The organism is Saccharomonospora iraqiensis subsp. paurometabolica YIM 90007 (assembly GCF_000231035.2).
In the GTDB taxonomy this organism is placed as follows: Bacteria; Actinomycetota; Actinomycetes; order Mycobacteriales; family Pseudonocardiaceae; genus Saccharomonospora; species Saccharomonospora paurometabolica.
Window position 1 is genome coordinate 7,173 of sequence record NZ_KI912259.1, and the last position, 1,297, is coordinate 8,469.

Below are 1,297 nucleotides of genomic sequence, written 5' to 3' on the forward strand. Positions count from 1 at the left end.
GGGCGCTGGGGGAGGCCGCGGGCGCGGTCTCCGGGGTGGCCCGGTCGATCGTGCAGCTCGCCGGGACCGACCTCGGCGAACTGCACGAGGAAGGGCCCGCGGGCAGCGGCGGGTCGTCCACCATGCCGCACAAGCGCAACCCGGTGGCGGCGGTGTCCGCGCTCGGCTCCGCCAAGCAGGCCCCGGGGCTGGTCGCCGACCTGCTCGCGGCCATGGAGCAGGAGCACCAGCGCGCGGCGGGTGCCTGGCACGCCGAGTGGCGGCCGGTCACCCAACTGCTGCGGGTGACCGGGGCGGCGGCGCACTGGGTGCGCGTCAGCCTCGACCGGGTGCGGGTGGACGCCGGACGGATGCGGGCCAACCTCGACCGCAGCGGTGGTCTGCTGCTGGCCGAGCGGGTCACCACCGAGCTGGCGGGTGCGGTCGGCCGTCTGGCCGCGCACGACGCGGTGACCGCCTGCTGCGAGCGGGCCCGGGACGAGGATGCGCCACTGGCGCGGGTGTTGGCACAGGACCCGCTGGTAGGCGCGCACCTGTCGCCCGCGGCGATCGAGCGGCTGCTCGACCCGGCCGGGTACGTGGGAAGCGCGGAGGAATTCGTGCGCCGCGCCCTGGACGCACACGCCGGGGCCGCGGGCGCATCCGAGACGACGGACGAAAGGTAGCGGGCACGGTGCGGGTGCATCACGTGGAGGACGGGCCGTCCGACGGCGAGGTCGTGGTGCTGTCCGGTTCGATCGGCAGCGACCTGCGCATGTGGGAGCCGCAGGTCGGCCCCCTGGTTGAGGCGGGATACCGGGTGGTTCGGTACGACCACCGCGGGCACGGGCGGACCCCGGTGCCGGACGGGCCGTGTTCGCTGGCCGACCTCGGCGGCGACGTCGTGGAACTGCTGGACGAACTGGGCGTCGAGCGCGCCCACGTGGTCGGGGTGTCCCTGGGCGGGATGACGGGGCTGTGGCTGGGTGCCCACCGGCCGGAGCGGATCCGAGGCCTGGTGGTGTGCTGCACCTCGGCCAAGTTGGGTACCCCGGAGTCGTGGGCGGCGCGGGCGCACACGGCCCGAACCGAGGGCATGACCGCCCTCGCGGACGCGAGCATCGGCCGCTGGTTCACCGACGCGTGGTCGCGGGCGAACCCGGAGCGCGCCCGCTTCTACCACGGGATGACGGCCTCGGTGCCCGCCGAGGGCTACGCGGCCTGTTGCGCGGCCATCGGTGGGATGGACCTCCGCGACGACCTGCCCGCGGTCGCCGCGCCGACCCTGGTCGTCGCGGGCGCCGACGACCCGGCCACG

The 1,297-nt window shown here is 75.9% G+C and carries 2 protein-coding genes; both read left to right on the plus strand.

What is annotated here, in order from left to right:
• Positions 1-665, plus strand: a 665-nt coding sequence (locus tag SACPADRAFT_RS29065) for a lyase family protein (RefSeq protein WP_267880020.1), incomplete at its 5' end; no start/stop codon positions are given.
• Between the two features lie 8 nt (positions 666-673).
• Positions 674-1,297, plus strand: a 624-nt coding sequence (pcaD, locus tag SACPADRAFT_RS0220885) for a 3-oxoadipate enol-lactonase (protein ID WP_007027653.1), incomplete at its 3' end; no start/stop codon positions are given.